This window comes from Paracoccus ferrooxidans (genome assembly GCF_029909815.1).
GTDB classification, from domain to species: domain Bacteria; phylum Pseudomonadota; class Alphaproteobacteria; order Rhodobacterales; family Rhodobacteraceae; genus Paracoccus; species Paracoccus versutus.
This window is the reverse complement of the sequence record NZ_CP038198.1, coordinates 1,979,854-1,995,306: the sequence shown is the minus strand read 5'-3', so window position 1 is coordinate 1,995,306 and position 15,453 is coordinate 1,979,854. Positions and strand designations below refer to the sequence as shown.

The 15,453-nt window shown below is 69.2% G+C and carries 17 protein-coding genes; 7 read left to right on the top strand and 10 right to left on the bottom strand.

Annotated features, from left to right (window positions below):
* Positions 1-9: 9 nt before the first annotated feature.
* The 4 genes from E3U26_RS10025 to E3U26_RS10010 form a co-directional block, all read right to left on the bottom strand.
* The gene (locus E3U26_RS10025; RefSeq protein WP_114535034.1) at positions 10-927 is read right to left on the bottom strand and encodes a carbohydrate ABC transporter permease; all 918 of its coding nucleotides are present in this window, start codon (positions 925-927) and stop codon (positions 10-12) included.
* 151 nt (positions 928-1,078) lie between these two features.
* The gene (locus E3U26_RS10020) at positions 1,079-2,338 is read right to left on the bottom strand and encodes an ABC transporter substrate-binding protein (RefSeq protein WP_243783578.1); all 1,260 of its coding nucleotides are present in this window, start codon (positions 2,336-2,338) and stop codon (positions 1,079-1,081) included.
* A 48-nt stretch (positions 2,339-2,386) separates the two neighbouring features.
* On the bottom strand, positions 2,387-3,265 hold the full coding sequence (locus tag E3U26_RS10015) for an N-acetylmuramic acid 6-phosphate etherase family protein (protein ID WP_499104775.1): 879 nt from the start codon (positions 3,263-3,265) through the stop codon (positions 2,387-2,389).
* Positions 3,262-3,420, bottom strand: a complete 159-nt coding sequence (locus tag E3U26_RS10010) for a hypothetical protein (RefSeq protein WP_499104774.1) — start codon at positions 3,418-3,420, stop codon at positions 3,262-3,264. The genes E3U26_RS10015 and E3U26_RS10010 overlap by 4 nt, the downstream gene beginning before the upstream one ends.
* Here E3U26_RS10010 and E3U26_RS10005 point away from each other — a divergent pair.
* From E3U26_RS10005 to E3U26_RS09975, 7 genes are all read left to right on the top strand, one after another.
* Positions 3,419-4,252 carry a glucosamine kinase nucleotide-binding domain-containing protein gene (locus tag E3U26_RS10005; protein WP_499104773.1) on the top strand — a complete coding sequence of 278 codons (834 nt, stop codon included), beginning with the start codon at positions 3,419-3,421 and terminating at the stop codon, positions 4,250-4,252. The two genes, E3U26_RS10010 and E3U26_RS10005, sit on opposite strands and share 2 nt — an antisense overlap.
* Positions 4,252-5,019: a GntR family transcriptional regulator gene (locus E3U26_RS10000; protein WP_036751936.1), complete on the top strand. Its 768-nt coding sequence runs from the start codon at positions 4,252-4,254 to the stop codon at positions 5,017-5,019. The genes E3U26_RS10005 and E3U26_RS10000 overlap by 1 nt, the downstream gene beginning before the upstream one ends.
* On the top strand, positions 5,019-6,044 hold the full coding sequence (locus E3U26_RS09995) for an SIS domain-containing protein (RefSeq protein ID WP_072461081.1): 1,026 nt from the start codon (positions 5,019-5,021) through the stop codon (positions 6,042-6,044). Before E3U26_RS10000 ends, E3U26_RS09995 begins: the two co-directional genes overlap by 1 nt.
* Positions 6,044-7,168: an N-acetylglucosamine-6-phosphate deacetylase gene (gene nagA, locus E3U26_RS09990; protein ID WP_243783575.1), complete on the top strand. Its 1,125-nt coding sequence runs from the start codon at positions 6,044-6,046 to the stop codon at positions 7,166-7,168. Before E3U26_RS09995 ends, nagA begins: the two co-directional genes overlap by 1 nt.
* Positions 7,169-7,261: 93 nt before the next feature.
* Complete coding sequence (locus tag E3U26_RS09985; RefSeq protein ID WP_036751943.1) at positions 7,262-7,936, top strand: Crp/Fnr family transcriptional regulator; 675 nt, start codon at positions 7,262-7,264, stop codon at positions 7,934-7,936.
* Positions 7,937-8,097: 161 nt separating this feature from the next.
* Positions 8,098-8,703, top strand: coding sequence for a hypothetical protein (locus E3U26_RS09980; RefSeq protein WP_243783574.1), 606 nt, complete (start codon positions 8,098-8,100; stop codon positions 8,701-8,703).
* Between the two features lie 198 nt (positions 8,704-8,901).
* Positions 8,902-10,008, top strand: coding sequence for a helix-turn-helix transcriptional regulator (locus E3U26_RS09975; RefSeq protein ID WP_243783573.1), 1,107 nt, complete (start codon positions 8,902-8,904; stop codon positions 10,006-10,008).
* A gap of 12 nt (positions 10,009-10,020) precedes the next feature.
* Here E3U26_RS09975 and E3U26_RS09970 read toward each other — a convergent pair whose 3' ends face one another.
* Genes E3U26_RS09970 through E3U26_RS09945 form a run of 6 tightly spaced genes read right to left on the bottom strand, consistent with a single transcriptional unit; the run spans position 10,021 to position 15,394 of the window.
* Positions 10,021-10,254: a cytochrome C oxidase subunit IV family protein gene (locus E3U26_RS09970; RefSeq protein ID WP_036751948.1), complete on the bottom strand. Its 234-nt coding sequence runs from the start codon at positions 10,252-10,254 to the stop codon at positions 10,021-10,023.
* A gap of 3 nt (positions 10,255-10,257) precedes the next feature.
* A complete protein-coding gene (locus tag E3U26_RS09965) occupies positions 10,258-10,794 on the bottom strand; it encodes a cytochrome c oxidase subunit 3 (RefSeq protein WP_214273322.1) in 537 nt (178 codons plus the stop codon).
* Positions 10,794-12,710, bottom strand: a complete 1,917-nt coding sequence (locus E3U26_RS09960; protein ID WP_243783572.1) for a nitric oxide reductase activation protein NorD — start codon at positions 12,708-12,710, stop codon at positions 10,794-10,796. The genes E3U26_RS09965 and E3U26_RS09960 overlap by 1 nt, the downstream gene beginning before the upstream one ends.
* A 14-nt stretch (positions 12,711-12,724) precedes the next feature.
* Positions 12,725-13,537 carry a CbbQ/NirQ/NorQ/GpvN family protein gene (locus E3U26_RS09955; protein ID WP_036751956.1) on the bottom strand — a complete coding sequence of 271 codons (813 nt, stop codon included), beginning with the start codon at positions 13,535-13,537 and terminating at the stop codon, positions 12,725-12,727.
* Positions 13,538-13,540: 3 nt separating this feature from the next.
* Complete coding sequence (locus E3U26_RS09950) at positions 13,541-14,929, bottom strand: cbb3-type cytochrome c oxidase subunit I (RefSeq protein ID WP_036751959.1); 1,389 nt, start codon at positions 14,927-14,929, stop codon at positions 13,541-13,543.
* Between the two features lie 12 nt (positions 14,930-14,941).
* Complete coding sequence (locus E3U26_RS09945; protein ID WP_036751962.1) at positions 14,942-15,394, bottom strand: c-type cytochrome; 453 nt, start codon at positions 15,392-15,394, stop codon at positions 14,942-14,944.
* Positions 15,395-15,453: the final 59 nt, after the last annotated feature.

Below are 15,453 nucleotides of genomic sequence, written 5' to 3'. Positions count from 1 at the left end.
GCTCTCCCCTCAGAACTGATAGCGGCGCAGCCGGCGCTGGATGGCGAACAGGTAGAAGCCGACGCCCAGCAGGATGATGCCGAACATGGCGGTGGCGATGGTCGCGCCCATATGCGGGTCGCCGATCTGCAGCTGGAAGCCGAAGAAGGTCCGGTAAAGGAACGTCCCCAGGATGTCGGTCGAGAAATTCGGCCCCGCCAAGGCGCCTTGCGTGACGTAGATCAGGTCGAAAGCGTTGAAATTGCCGACGAAGGTCAGGATCGAGATGATGCCGATCGAGGGCAGGATCAGCGGCAGCTTGATCTTCCAGAACTGCGACCAGCCGGTGACGCCGTCCATCTCGGCCGCCTCGATCACCTCGTCGGGGATCGACAGCAGCGCGGCATAGATCAGCATCATCGGGATACCGACGAACTGCCAGACCGAGATCAGCGCCAGGGTGGTCAGCGCCGTGCCCTCGCGGCCCAACCAGGGCGCAAACAGGCTCTTCAGCCCGACGGCGTCCAGCATGCCCGGCGCAATGCCCCAGATCGGCGACAGGATCAGCTTCCAGACGAAGCCGACGATGACGAAGCTCAGGATGGTCGGGATGAAGATCGCGGTGCGATAGAAGGCCGCGCCGCGCAGCCGCGGCGAACTCAGCAGCGCCGCCAGCGCCACGCCGACCGGATTCTGCACCAGCATGTGGACCAGGAAGAACCAGGCGTTGTTGCCCAGCGCGTTCCAGAAACTCGCCGACCAGCGCGGATCGCCGAACAGCGTGGCGAAATTCCGCAGGCCGACGAAGACGCGGCCCTGCTCGCCGGTGTTGAACAGCGACAGGTTCAGCGTCCCGAACAGCGGCACGATCATGATGGCGGTATAGACCAGCACCGCGGGCGCAAGAAACACCGCGATATGCCAGCGAAACGCTTTCCGCTGCGCCATGACGCCCTCCTTCTCCGTTGAAAAATACCCTCGGGGGGTGCGGGGGGCGGAAAGCCCCCCGCCACCGCCGGGCCGCCAGGCCCGGCAACATTTCACCTCGGGCCACCAGGCCCGGCCACATTCACTTCCGGCCGTCAGGCCCGGCCGAGGCTCAGTTCTGCTGCGGCGCGTACCACGAGGCCAGGCCCTGTTGCAGCCGCTCGGCCGCGGCCTCGGGCGTCTCGGTGCCGGTGATGACATTGGCCGAGGCGGTCCAGGTCTCGTTCTCCAGGTTCGGCGTGCCCCGCGACAGGATCTGGTAGGTCGAGCGGATGGTGGGCTCGCAGCTCTCGCGCCAGGAGACGAATTCCTTGGCCAGCGCATCCTCCATCTCGACCGGCGCCGAATTCAGCGAGAAGAAGCCCGGCAGCGCATTGGCGTAAAGCGTGGCGAACTCGGACGAACCGACCCATTCCAGGAATTTCCGCGCCTCTTCCGGGTGCTTCGTCGCCGCGTTCATGCCCAGCGCGATGTCGGTATGGTCGCTGATATGGCAGGTGTCGCCCTCGGCCGGGACGGGGGGCGGAAAGGCGCCCATCTCGAAGGCGCCGCCGATCTGCGGGCCGAAGACACCGATCTCCCAAGACCCGGCCGGATAGATCGCGGCGCGGCCCAGCGTGAACAGGTTCTGGCTGTCGGGATAGGTCTGCGCCTCGAACCCGTCGCCCAGGTAGTCCTTCCATTTCGCCAGCTGGCGGAAGGGTGCGACCCAGCCTTCGTCGGTCAGCTTTTGCGTGCCCTCGATCAGCGCCTTGCGGCCCTCCTCGCCCTTCCAGTAGTTCGGGCCGATGTTCTGGTAGCCCATGGTCGCGGCCTCCCACTGGTCCGCGGTGCCCATGGCCATCGGGATATAGGTGCCGTCCTCCTTGATCTTGTCGAGCAGGGCAAAGAACTCGGCCTCGGTCTTCGGCGGTGTCAGCCCCAGTTCCTCGAAGGCGGTCTTGTTGTAGATGAAGCCGTGGATCACCGAGGCCATCGGCACGCAGAAGGTCTGGGCGCCGTCATCGGTCTGCCAGGCCGATTTCGCCACGTCCGAGAAATTCGCCATCGCCGCCAGGTCGCTCAGGTCGGCCAGCTTGCCCTTCTTGAACAGTTCCAGCGAGGCGTCGAAGGGCCGGCAGGTGATCAGGTCGCCGGCCGAGCCCGCATCCAGCTTGGAGTTCAGCACCGCGTTGTATTCCGGCGGCGCCGAGGGCGCGAAATTGATCTTGATGCCGGGATTGGCCGCCTCGAAGGCCGGGATGATCTTTTCCTGCCAGATGGCGAGGTCGTCGTTGCGCCAGCTCTCGATGGTCAGCGTCACGTCCTGGGCCCAGGCGGCGCCGGTCAGCAATGTGCTGGCCAGCAGCGCCAGGCGGATGGTCTTGGTCATGGTCTTCTCCCTTCGGCATCGGGTCTCTCGCGGACCCTCCGGTTGCAATCAGATCAGCGGGGCCAGCAGGCCCCCGGTTTCGGCCAGCCGCGCCTGGGCCATATCAGGCGCCATGCCGCGCGCGACCAGGATCGCGGGCTTCACCGCGCCGCCGCTGCGCGACAGCGCCGTCTCGGCCGCGTCGCGCCCGACCCCCGCCACGGCGGCGACGATGCGGGCGGCGCGGTCCACCAGCTTGATGTTGTCGGCCACCAGGTTGACCATGTAGCCGTCATGGACATGGCCCAGCCGGATCGCCACCAGCACCGACAGCATGTTCAGCGCCACCTTCTGCGCCGTGGCCGCCCCCATGCGGGTCGAGCCGGAAACCACCTCGGCCCCGGTCTCGATCAGCACCGGGATGTCGGCGCGTTCCAGCAGGGCCGAGCCCGCCACATTGGCTAGGCCGGCCACGGTCACGCCCCGCTCCTGCGCCGCCGCGCAGATCGCCAGCGCATAGGGCGTGCGCCCCGAGGCCGAGAGGCACAAGAGCACATCTCCCGCCGCCAGCCCGGAACGGTCCAGGTCGGCCAGCGCAAGCCGCGGGTCGTCCTCGACGCTGCCTTGCAGGTGCAAAAGCGCCTCGGTCCCGCCGGCGAACATCATCGGCGCGCGCTCGGGCGCGATGCCGAAGGTGCCGGCCAGTTCCAGGCAATCGGCCAGCGCCATCAGCCCCGAGGAACCGGCCCCGGCATAGCCGAGCTTGCCGCCCCGGCGCAGCGTCTCTGCTGCGGCCTCGGCCGCGCGTTCCAGTGCCGGCAAGGCGGGCTGCAACGCAGCCAGCGCCGCGACCTGCGCCTCCAGCAGGATGCGCAGCACGTCGCCGCCGGGGCGCGCGTGAAGCCCTGTCGATGCCGGATGCCTTGCCTCGGTGCCGGATGCGGTCATGTGATTCCCCCTGTTCCGTTGATAATGCCAAAACAATACCACTTGTAAACCCCCTTCTTCAAAAAGGCCGAAAAACGGCGTTTCTTGAGGAAATTCAAATTAACCCTTCCCATTTGGTATTGTTTTGGTATCTTGCCTGCAAAGGGAGTCGCCATGTCATATTTCCTGGGCATAGACGGAGGAGGGACCGGCTGCCGCGCCGCCATCGCGGACGGCTCGGGCCGGATCATCGGCCGGGGCGCGGCGGGGCCGGCGAATATCTCGGTCGAGACCGAGGGGGCCTGCGCCAATATCCTCGCCGCCGCCCGCGCCGCGCTTCAGGACGCCGGGCGGGGCCACCTGGACGAGCTGACCGCCGTGCTGGGCCTGGCCGGCGCCAATGTCACCGCCGCCGCCCGCAGCCTGCAGGCCATGCTGCCCTTTCGCCGCACGCGCATCGTCACCGATGCCGTCACCGCCGCCACCGGCGCGCTGGGGGGCGGGGACGGCATCGTCGCCGCGATGGGCACCGGCTCGGTCTTTGCGGTACAGATCGGCGGCGAGATGCGGCAATATGGCGGGCGCGGCTTCGTCCTGGGCGACGAGGGCAGCGGCGCGGTGCTGGGCCGGGCGCTTCTGTCCGAGGCCCTGCGCGCCGAGGACGGCTTCGCGCCGATGAGCCCGCTGCTGCAAGCCGTCCTGGACGAGCTGGGCGGGATCGAGGGGGTGATCTCCTTCGGCTTCCGCGCCCGGCCCGCCGAATTCGCCGCATTCGCGCCGCGCATCACCGCCGGCACCGACCCGGCGGGCGAGCGCATCTTTGCCGCGGCCGTGGCCGAGATCCGCGCCATGATCGACACCTTGCAGGCCAGCCGCGACCTGCCGGTGGTGTTCCTGGGCGGGCTTGGCGCGCATTACGCCGCCCGCCTGCAGGGGCTGTGGCCCATCCAGCCGCCCAGGGGCTCGGGCCTCGACGGCGCGCTGCACCTGGCCCGGCAGGAGGCGTGATGGGCGAGCTGTTCACCCCCGAGGCTTTCGAGGAAACCGGCGGCGGCCCGCTTTACCTGCAATTGCACCGGCTGATCGCCGAGGCCATCGCCTCGGGGCGGCTGCAGCCGGGCGACAGCCTGCCGTCGGAACGCGAACTGGCGGCGATGACCGGCCTGTCGCGCGTCACCGTGCGCAAGGGGGTGGCGGAGCTGGTCGCCTCGGGGCAGCTGGTGCAAAGGCGCGGCTCGGGCACCTTCGTCGCGCCCAGGGTCGAAAAGCTGGAACAGGCGCTGTCGCTGCTGACATCCTTTACCGAGGACATGGCCCGGCGCGGCCGCAGCGTCGAAAGCCGCTGGATCGCGCGGGGCCTGCACGCCCCGGCGCCCGAAGAGGTGATGGCGCTGGGGCTGGGCGTCGGCGAAAAGGTGGCGCGGCTGGAACGAGTGCGCAGCTCGGACGGGGTGCCGCTGGCCATCGAGCGCGCCTCGCTGTCGCAGGCGATCCTGCCCGATCCCGAAGGCGTCACCGATTCGCTTTACGCCGTGCTGCAAGGCCGCGGGCTGCGGCCGGTGCGGGCGGTGCAGCGCATCTCGGCCGCGAACCTGAACGCCAAGGACGCCGAGCTGCTGGGCGTCAATCCCGGCGTGGCCGGACTGCGGATCGAACGCATCTCCTACCTGCCCTCGGGCAAGGTGGTCGAGTTCACCCGCTCGCTCTATCGCGGCGATGCCTATGACTTCGCCGTGGAACTGAAACTTGCCCCGGAAGGCGAAAGGAACCCGTGATGAGCCAGACGCATATGGCGCGCGAAGTGGCCGAGATCCCCGAAGCCGCCGCCCGTTTCCTTGACCGTTCGCGCGACGCGGTGCTGGATGCCGCCAGCGCCCTGCGCCGCAAGGATCCCGACCTGGTGGTGACGGTGGCGCGGGGGTCGTCCGACCATGCCGCGACCTATCTGAAATACGCCATCGAGCTGGAGGCGGGCGTGCCGGTCGCCTCGGTCGGGCCCTCCATCGCCTCGATCTATCGCCGGCCCCTGCGGCTGGGCAAGGCGGCCTGCATCGGCATCTCGCAATCCGGCCGCAGCCCGGACGGGGTCGAAATGATGCGCGCCTCGGGCCAGGGCGGCGCGCTGTCCATCGCCATCACCAATGTCCCCGACAGCCCGATGGCGCAGGTTTCGGCCCATTGCCTGCCCCTGCAGGCGGGCGAGGAGAAAAGCGTCGCCGCCACCAAGACCTTCGTCTGCTCGGTGCTGGCCGGCCTGTCGCTGCTGGCGGAATGGCGGCAGGATCACGCCTTGCAGGACGCCGTCGCCGCCCTGCCCGAAGGGCTGGCGCAGGCCGTGGCGCTGGACTGGTCGCCGCTGTCGGCGCGGCTGGCGCGGGCATCGTCGGCCTTTGTCCTCGGCCGCGGCCCCAGCTTCGCCATCGCCTGCGAAGCGGCGCTGAAGTTCAAGGAGACCTCGGGCATCCATGCCGAGGCCTATTCGGCCGCCGAGGTGCTGCACGGCCCCGCCGCCATCGTGCAGGCCGGCTTTCCGGTGCTGGCGCTGGGGATCGAGGACGCCGCCCTGCCCCAGCTGAAGGCCACGGCCGAGCGGCTGGCGGCGCAAGGCGCGGATGTCTTCGTCACCGGCACCGAGGTCGGCGGCGCCGTCACCCTGCCCTCGGTCCCCGGCCTGCATCCGCTGGTGGCGCCGCTTGTCACCATCGCCGGCTTCTACGCCTTCATCGAGGGCTTGGCGCGGCGGCGCGGCTTCGACCCCGACACGCCGCCGCATCTGCGCAAGGTGACGGAGACGGTGTGATGGCGCGCGAGGTCCTGACCGGCGCCCGCATCTTCGACGGTGCGCGTTTCCTCGACGGTCATGCGCTGGTGATCGAGGCGGGCGAAATCGCCGCCATCCTGCCCGAGCCCGAGGCCCCGGCCGAGGGGCGGCGGGCGGTCACGGGCATCCTGGCCCCGGCCTTCCTGGACCTGCAGGTGAACGGCGGCGGCGGGCTGATGCTGGACGGCCAGACCGATCTGGACGGGCTGCGCCGCATCTGCGCCGCGCATCGCGCGCTTGGCACCGCCGGGGTGCTGCCGACGCTGATCACCGACACGCCCGCGGCCACCGCCCATGTCATCGCGCTGGGGATCGCGGCGGCCAAGGCACAGGTGCCGGGCTTCCTGGGTCTGCATCTGGAGGGGCCGCATCTCGACCCGCGCCGCAAGGGCGCGCACGACCCGGCGCTGATCCGGCCGATGGCCGAGGACGACCTGGCCCGGCTGTGCGAGGCCGCGCGGCAGTTGCCGGCGCTGATGGTGACGCTGGCGCCCGAGGCGGCAAGCCCGCAGCAGATCGCCGCCCTTGCCGGGGCCGGCGCGGTGGTCAGCCTGGGCCACAGCGATTGCAGTTTCGAACAGGCGCAGGCCGGCTTTGCCGCCGGTGCCCGCTGCGCCACGCACCTGTTCAACGCCATGAGCCAGATCGGCAACCGCGCGCCGGGGCTGGTGGGCGCGGTGCTGGCCGGCGAGGCGGGCGCCGGGCTGATCGCCGACGGCATCCACGTCCATCCGGCGGTGATGCGGCTGGCGCTGGGGGCGCGACCCGAGGGCATCTTCCTGGTCAGCGACTGCATGGCCTTCGCCGGCACCGATCTAACCGAGATGGAACTGGGCGGCCGCAAGGTGCTGCGCCGCGACGGGCGGTTGACGCTGGCCGACGGCACGCTGGCCGGCGCCGACCTGACGCTGCCGCAGGCCGTCGCCGTGCTGGTCCGCCAGGTCGGCATCGCACCCGAACGCGCGCTGCGCATGGCCTCGGCCATTCCCGCGGAACTGCTGGGCTTGCAGGACCGTCATGGCACGCTGGCACCCGGCCGGCCGGCCGAGCTGGTGCTGCTGGACCGCGATTTCGCCTTGCGCGAGCATTGGCTGTCGCCCTGATGGCCGGCAAATGCCGAGTGGAACGCACGGTCTTTTCCTCGCCCGCCGCTCGTGCGACACTCGGCCCCGCGCGAAACCAAGGATGAGGCTGCGATGAACGCCCCCCTGCCCGAGGCGGTGAAGAAATCCGTTCTGCTGAACGGGCTGGCCCCCGAAGTGCGCGACAAGCTGCTGAAGGACGCCCAGCGCCGCAGTTATCGCGAGGGCGAGACCATCTTCCTGCAAGGCGATCCGGCGCGGGCGGTGTTCATCGTGCTGAACGGCTTCATCAAGCTGTCGCGGCTGACCCCCGGCGGGTCCGAGGCGGTGGTGGCGATCCTGGGCCGCAACCGCAGCTTCGCCGAGGCGATGGCGCTGCGCGGCACGCCCTATCCCGTCTCGGCCGAGGCGGTGTCGGACTGCACGGTCCTGCAGATCGACGGGGCGCGGCTGCGCCAGCTTCTGCTGGAGAACCAGGAATTCGCCATCGGCCTGCTCGCCTCGACCTTCGTGCATCTGCAAGGGCTGGTGGACCAGATCGAAAAGCTCAAGGCCCATACCGGGGTGCAGCGGGTGGCGCAGTTCCTGGCCGACCTGTCGGATGCCGTGGCCGGCCCGGCCGAAGTCCGGCTGCCCTATAACAAGCGCCTGATCGCCGGGCACCTGGGCATGCAGCCCGAAAGCCTGTCGCGCGCCTTCGCCCGGCTGCGCCAGCATGGCGTCGAGGTCGAGGCCGACAAGGCCACCATCGCCGACATCGCCGAATTGCGCATGCTGGCCATGGACTGACCCGCCGCCCCCGGCATTGGAAATCACCGCGCGCCGCGCCGGCCCTCGCCCCATCGGGTGAAGGCCCGCCGGCGGTTGCGCGATAGCGACGGCGCATTGCTTTCCATGGAAAGGTTGAAACGCACCGCGGCTTTGCTCTTGCCAGTGCCTTGGCGCCCTTGATGCTGTTGTCGGCCTGCGACACCTCCGGGCTGGACCCCGCAACCGCCGACCAGGTGAACCAGAGCGAGATGACCGCGGCCGTGGGCCTGCCGGGGGCGGCCTTCGGCGGGGATGCCTATCGCGACGCCAGGCTTCAGGTCGCGACCGCCAGCCCGAACGATGCCGCCCAGCGCCGTTCGGCGGCCGAGGCTGCGCCCGCCGCCACGGGGTCGCCGATCCAAAGCGCAACCGCCACGCTGGACACGCCCGCAGCGGCCTCGGCAGGCGCATCCCGGCCCGGCACCGGGAAATGCGAGCAGCGGCCGCAAGGCCGCGCGGCAAGCAGCCGGCTTCGCGACTATTCCGACCGGCTGCTTGCCCCTGGGCGCGCAAGGCGGCAGCTCGGTCCATGTCTCGGCCAAGATGGCATGATGCGGCGCGAACAGGGCATTGCGGTGCTGGAAACCTGCCTGGCCGAGGCCAGGGCTGCCGGGGACGCCGAATGCGTCGCCGGCATCCCGGCCGCCTTGCAGGACACCCGCCGCCTGGCCGCCGAGGCAAGGCAGACCGCGAATCAGTCCTGTGTCTATGCCCCGGACGGGTGGATGGCCAGCTGCCCCGCGTAGCCGGCGGGGCGCGGCGCTGTCGAAAATGCGGCCAAAACATGGCCTTGCCCGGTATCGGCGCTTGACCTGGGCGGATCCGAAAATAACATCGACCCCGGCATTCCCGTCCGGGTCGGATGCACGGGCCGGACAAGGCCCGCCCCCTGCCCGCGGCAAGGGCTGCAAAGCAAGAGGCAGGCGGGGCATTTCAGGCGGTCCATGAACGGCATCGAGGAACGGCTGACCGACCTGATCTATGCGATCCTTCTGGGCGAGCGCAGCTGGCGCGACTTCCTGGCCGAGATCGAGCGCGCAACACCGGGCGGCATGGGGGCGATGTTCTACCAGGGCGCCGACGGCAGCTGCTCCATCCTGCACAACAGCGCGCCGGAAAAGGCGCTGGCGGAATATGTGGACTACTATACCCACCGCAACCCCTGGATGGAGCGGGCGATGGCGGCCCAGTCGCGCCAGTCCATGCCGGCGCATCGGCTGGTGCCGCATGACGAATTGCTGCGCACCGAATTTCACGACGGTTTCCTCAGGCCGCTGGGGCTGGACACGGCGGCGGGGCTGCTGCTGGATGCGCGGCGTTCGGGCACGGCGACACTGACGATCATGGCCCCGCTGGGCCAGTCCGCGCTGATCGAGGCATGGTCGCAAACCTTCAACCGGATTTCCGCACACCTGCACCGGGCCATGGCCTGGTGCCGCCGCGGCTCGGGGCTGGGCGCGCTGGCGGAACTGCCCGCGGTGCTGTCGCAATCGCTGGACCTTGGGGTGATGATCGTCGGCGCGGATCGCAAGATCCTGCCGGTGTCGCCGGCCGCGCAACTCTCGGACAAGGTTTGGCAGGCGGTCCGGCAATCGCCCTTTGGCACGGTCGGGCTGGTCGATCAGGCCGCCGACGACTGCCTGGGCAAGATGCTGTCGCGCAACCGCGCCGGGCGCAAGCTGGCAGAGTTCAGGACGGCGCAGGCCACGATCACCATGGTCCGCATCCGCCGTGACGAATTGTCGGAACTGCTGCTTGGCCCCTGCGTCATGCTGGTGGTCGATCCGGGGCTGCACGGGCTGGACCTTGAACAAAAGCGCGACCGGCTGCGCCTGGCCCATGACCTGACCGCCGCGGAAGGCAGGGTGCTGGGCGGGTTGCTGCAAGGCTTCAACCTCAGGCAGATCGCCGAGGCGGCCGGGCTGTCGCACGAGACGGTGCGAACCCAGCAAAAGGCGCTGTTCGTCAAGACCGGGGTCAACAGCCAGACCCAGCTCGTCAACCTGGCGCATGGCCATCCGCCGCAGGACCGGGACGAACCGGGTCGCTGACCGGCGGGGCCGTCATATGACGTGCAGCCCCCAGACCAGCGCCAGCCAGATCGCCAGCGGCACGGTAAAGGCCGCGCGCCAGCCCGAGCCCCGGCCGAGATGCAGGAAGCCGCCCAGGATCGCGCGGGCCTTGAGGAACGCCACCGCCAGCAGCGCCGCCGCCGCGGCAGGGCCGGGCACGAAGGCCAGCGCCGTGGTCGCGGCGGTCAGCGCCAGCAGGGTCAGCCAGATGCGCGTCAATTCCATCCCCTAGCCCAGCAGGTAGACCGGCGGCAGGATCAGCACCCAGACCAGGTCGACCATGTGCCAGAAGGCCGCGCCCGCCTGCACCTCTTCGGGGCGCAACCGGATCGCGACCAGCGCCAGCACGCCGATGCCGAACAGCACATGCGCGGCGTGAAAGCCGGTCAGCAGATAGTAGAAGGTGAAGAACGGATGGCTCTCCATCCCCAGGCCCGCGCGCAGGTCGCCGGCATATTCCACCGCCTTCACCGCCAGGAAGGCCGCGCCCCCCAGGGCGGCCAGCGCCAGCCCGATGCGCGCGCGGCGGCCGTCGCCGCGGTGGCAGGCGCGCTCGGCCAGGGCGGCGCAGAAGCCCGAGCTGACCAGGATCGCCGTGTTCAGCGCCGCCATCCAGCCATGCAGTTGCGCCTGCGCCGCGGCAAAGCCGGCCGGGTCGGTCAGCCGCACCCCGGCCATGGCGGTGATGCCGGCGGCAAAGACCAGCAGTTCCGAGGCGATCAGCACCCACATGATCGGCTCGCCCGGCAGATCCTGGACCCGCATCACGCCACCAGCTGGCGATAGATCACCGGCAGGGCCGCCAGCAGCCGGTCGGGATGCGGGATCAGCGAAAAGCCGCCCTGGCCGAAGATGCGGGGAAACCAGCTTTTCGCGTCGCGGTCCACGGTGATGCCATGCACGGCATGGCCGGCGCGCCGCGCCTCGCGCACCGCCATGGCGCTGTCCTCGATGCCGTGGCGACCCTCGTAATGGTCGAGGTCGTTGGGCTTGCCGTCGGTGATGACCAGCAAAAGCCGCCGGCTGCTGGCCTGCTGCGCCAGCCCGGCCGAGGCATGGCGGATGCCGGCGCCGAGCCTTGTATAGAAGCGCGGCCGCAGCCCGGCGATGCGCCGTTCGACCGCGACGCCCATCGGTTCGTCGAAATCCTTGCAGGCGGTCAGGAACACCCGGTCGCGCTTCAGCGAGGAAAAGGCGTTGACCGCGAAACGGTCGCCGCAGGCATCCAGCCCCCAGGCCAGCGCCGCCAGCGCCTCGCGCTCGATCTCGATCACCGCGCGGCCCGTCACCGCGCTTTCGGTGGAACGCGACACGTCGAGCAGGATCGACACCGCAAGGTTGCGTGCAAGCGGCCGGGACTGGCGCCAGATGCGGTCGCTGCCCTGGCCGGTGGCGCGCAGGTCGGCGGCGGCGCGGACGGTCAGCTCGGCGTCCAGTTCCTCGCCGTCGCGGTGGCCGGTGGTGGTGACGCGGCCGGGACGCAGCGCCTCGAACTGGCGGCGCACGGCGCGGATGCGGGCTTGCGCACGGGGGTCCGGGGTCAGCGCCTCGTCATGCTCGGGCGCGCGGTTTTCCAGCACGCGCACATGATCGGCAAGGTAGCGGCCGCGCCGCGCATCCCATTCGGGATAGGTGCGGATGCCGGCGACCGCCTCAAGATCCGCATCCTCGGGCGCAAGATCGAGATGCAGCCGCAAACGCGTCGCCGGTGCCTTCGACACCTGGCCAAGGCCCAGTTCTTCCTGATCCTCGGCCGCCTTCTTCGCGTCGTCCTGATCGTCATCGTCGACATGCCGGTTGAGGTTCATCAGGTCGGCCCAGCTCAGCAGGGCCTCGAACTTGTGCAGGATCAGGCTGTCGCGGCGCTGCGGCTGGTCGCTCTGCCGGCGGCGGGCGCGGAACATGCGCGCGCTGGCCGGGTCGGCGGCGATGCCGTCGGGCGCATCGCCCGGCGCCGCGGCCAGCGTCGTCTCGGGCAGGGCCAGGTCGGGCCAAAGCGGCACCGGCCGCATCGGGTGATAGTCGCGCGGCGCCCTGGCCTGCGGATCGTCCAGCTCGGCCAGCCAGTCGCGGGCCAGGGGCGGCAGCGGCGCGGGATCGCCCAGAAGATGGCGCGCCAGCGCCTCGACCACCGCCTCGGCCGGGGGCAGCGGCGGGTCGGGGCGCAGGGACAGCACCAGCCTGGCCAGATCGTCGTAAAGCCCGGCCAGGCCCGGCGCATCCTCCAGCGTCGCCGCGACGGCCCGGCGCGCCGCGCCCAGCCGCGCCAGGTCGCGGCGCAGCGGATCGTCCTGCGGCGGCACCGGGCTGCCATGCGCAGCGCAGGCCGCCAGCCACAGGTAAAGCGCCCCGTTCGCCTGGCGCGAGGGCAGCGCCGTCAGCCGTTCCGGCAGGCGCAGGATCTCGCCGTCGAAACTTGCGCGCGGCACCATCTCGGCCGGGGTGCCCAGCCGGCGAAGCCAGCCGATGCGATGATGCGATGCCTGGGCGGCGGCGGGCCGGATCTCGACCCCCGCGCCGCCGCCCAGGGCCCGGAACAGCACCGCGAGCCGCCCCGAGACCTCGGAAAGCGCCACCGCCTGATCCTCGAACGCCTCCGGCGCGCCGAAGCTGCTGGCCCAGACGTGCCAGAGCTTGCCGACGGTTTCCTCGGGTTCCCAGGGTTCCAGGTCCAGGCCCATGATGGCGTCCTCCCTTAGCCGAAGATCGCCGCGGCCAGGTCGCGCAACCCGCGCTTGACCTCGGCATCGTCGGTCAGGGGCTCGATCATCGCCGCCTCGATGGCGCGGTCCAGGGACATGCCCCGCGCGACCAGGCTGGCGGCATAGACCACCAGCCGGGTCGAGACCCCCTCTTCCAGATCCTGGCCCTTGAGGCCGCGGATCTTGCCCGCCAGCCGCACCAGCCCCAGGGTGCGGTCGCGGTCGAGGCCGCTTTCGCGGGCCACGATCTCGGCCTCGCGCCGGGGTTCGGGAAAGTCGAACTCCATGGCCACGAAGCGCTGCCGGGTCGAAGGCTTCAGCGTCTTGAGGATGTTCTGGTAGCCGGGGTTGTAGGAGGCGACCAGCATGAAGCCGGGCGCCGCCTCGATTTCCTCGCCGGTGCGGTCGATGGGCAGGATGCGGCGGTCGTCGGTCAGCGGGTGCAGAACGACGGTCACGTCCTTGCGCGCCTCGACCACCTCGTCGAGATAGCAGATCGCGCCCTCGCGCACGGCGCGGGTCAGGGGACCGTCGGTCCAGACCGTCTCGCCGCCCTTGAGCAGGTAGCGGCCGATCAGGTCGGCCGCCGACAGGTCGTCATGGCAGGCCACGGTGTAAAGCGGCCGGCCCAGCCGCGCCGCCATATGGGCGACGAAGCGGGTCTTGCCGCAGCCGGTCGGGCCTTTCAGCAGCACCGGCAGGTCGTTCGCGGCGGCGGCCTCGAAGACCGCGACCTCGTCGCCCTGCGGCAGGTAGAAGGGGGCGTCGGCCGCCCCGTTCCGTTCGGGTTTCGCATAGGCGTTCATGGCTTACTCCGCAGCCTCCAGATGGCCGTCCTTGTGCGCCTGCACCGGGCCGGCTGTGACCACCTCGCGGCGCGGGAACAGCACCGCATAGATGAAGAGCAGCGCGCCCAGCACCACCGCGACGCCCGAGCCGAAGCGCATCCAGTAGAACAGCGCCAGCCCGTCCTGCACGTCCATGAAGAACCCGCCCTCGACCCGCTGCAGATGGGTCTGCACCGTGCCGGCGAAGGTCAGCGTCACCGTCATGAACACCATGCCCGAGGACATCAGCCAGAACGAGGCCATGTTCAGCACCTGGTTGTAGGGGTCGCGGTTCTTCATCAGCGGCATGCAATAGGTCACAAGCGCCAGCACCAGGCAGACATAGGCGCCATAGAAGGCCAGGTGGCCATGCGCGGCGGTGATCTGCGTGCCGTGGGTATAGTAGTTCACCCCGTGCAGCGTGTGCAGGAAGCCCCAGACCCCGGCCCCGAAGAAGGCCAGCACGGTGCAGCCCAGGCTCCAGACCAGCGCCGCCTTGTTCGGGTGATCGCGCCGGCCCTTCCAGACCATGACGAAGGCAAAGGACATCATCGCGAAGAAGGGCACGATCTCGAAGCTCGAGAAGATCGAGCCGATCCACTGCCAATAGGCCGGCAGGCCGATCCAGTAGTAATGGTGCCCGGTGCCCAGGATGCCCGAGAACAGCGCCGTGGCGACGATGACGTAAAGCCATTTCTCGACCACCTCGCGGTCCACGCCGGTCAGCTTGAGCATCAGGAAGGCGAGGATGGCGGCCATGATCAGCTCCCACACGCCCTCGACCCACAGGTGGATCACCCACCACCAGTATTGCTTGTCGAGGACCAGGTTCGCCGGGTTGTAGAAGGCAAAGAGCCACAGCAGCACCAGCCCCCACAGGCCCATCAGCAGCACGTTCGTGACCGCCGTCCGCCGGCCCTTCAGCGCGGTCATGCTGACGTTGTACATGAAGATCACCGCGGCCACGGCGATGCCGACCTTGACCCATTTCGGTTGTTCCAGGAACTCGCGCCCCTCCTTGCCCAAAAGCCAATGGCCATGGAAAAGGTCGAACAGATAGGTCACGACCACGCCCAGCGTGCCCAGCACGAAAATGCCCAGCTGGATATAGGCCAGCATCGGCGAATGGATTTCGCGCTCGGCCTCTTCGGGCAGGATGTAATAGGTCGCGCCGAAAAAGCCCAAGAGCAGCCAGACGACCAGGCTGTTGGTATGCAGCATCCGCGCGATATTAAAGGGCAGCAATTCGGACAGGAAATTCGGGCTGACATAGATCCAGCCCATGATCAGGCCGAAAATCACCTGAACGGCGAAAAGCGCCATGGCCACCAGGAAATAGGCATAGGCGATGCGTTGCGAATGGTATCTCATCGGTTTTCCCCCTCAGCCCGCGTCGTTCGGTGGCCAGTTCTGGGTGTTGATCGTGCCGGTCCACAGCAGGAAATCCGACAGCGCCCGGAATTCCTCGTCCGTCAGATCGAAGCGGGGCATCTGGCGGCGACCCTCGATTCCGGTGGGCATGGATTCCATCCAGCCCTTCAGCGTCTCGAAGGCGGATTCGGGATCATCCTGCACGCCCCAGCGTTTCATCACATTGCCAAGCTCGGGGGCGAAATAGGCGCCCTCGCCCAGGATGGTATGGCAGTCAATGCAGGCGTTGCGTTCCCAGATATGCTTGCCCTCGGCGACCGAGGGGGTGAGCTGGCTTTCATCCACTGCCTTGGTGCGGGCATAGATATGGCTATGCACGGTTAACGCGCCAAAGATCAGGATGAAGAATATGGACCCGCCGTAGAAGACGTTCCGGGCCATGTTCTTGGTCATGATTTCGCTCATGACGCGGGTCCCCTATCTGTTGTTTTCGATACGACCTCACTGTCCGGCAAGCGTGAGTC